At 64.1% G+C, this 426-nt stretch carries 1 pseudogene; it reads right to left on the minus strand.

What is annotated here, in order from left to right:
* A pseudogene (locus WFN61_RS20730) lies at positions 1-426 on the minus strand (type IV secretion protein Rhs); the annotation flags it as partial.

The raw sequence follows: 426 nt of genomic DNA on the forward strand, positions 1-426 counted from the left end.
CGAAACGATCGTACTCAAACCGCGTGACGCTGCCGGCGCAGTCGGTGCGGCCTGTCAGCAGTCCCTGATGGTTCCACTGCAGCTGAACCACGCCGCCGGAGGCATCGGTGATGCTGTCCGCCAGAGGATCGCTGTCGTCCGGGTAGTGGTATGTGGTGCGGTGTCCACAGGGATCGGTTTCGCACTGCAGCCGCCCCCGCAGATCATATGCCGCCTGCGAGGCGGTCTGGTCAGGATAAACGATGCGGGTCAGGCAGCCGGTCTGACGGTACCAGTGGTACGCTGTGGTCCGTCCTTCCGGGTCGGTCTCCTGCGTCAGGCGTCCGTACCTGTCCCATACGCTGCGGCGAATGGCTCCGCCGGGAAGAATGACGTCTGTGAGCTCCCCGTCGCGGTAGACAAAGGCGGTACGGCGTCCGTCAAAAT

This window comes from Pseudescherichia sp. AS216 (assembly GCF_037152055.1).
GTDB lineage: Bacteria > Pseudomonadota > Gammaproteobacteria > Enterobacterales > Enterobacteriaceae > Pseudescherichia.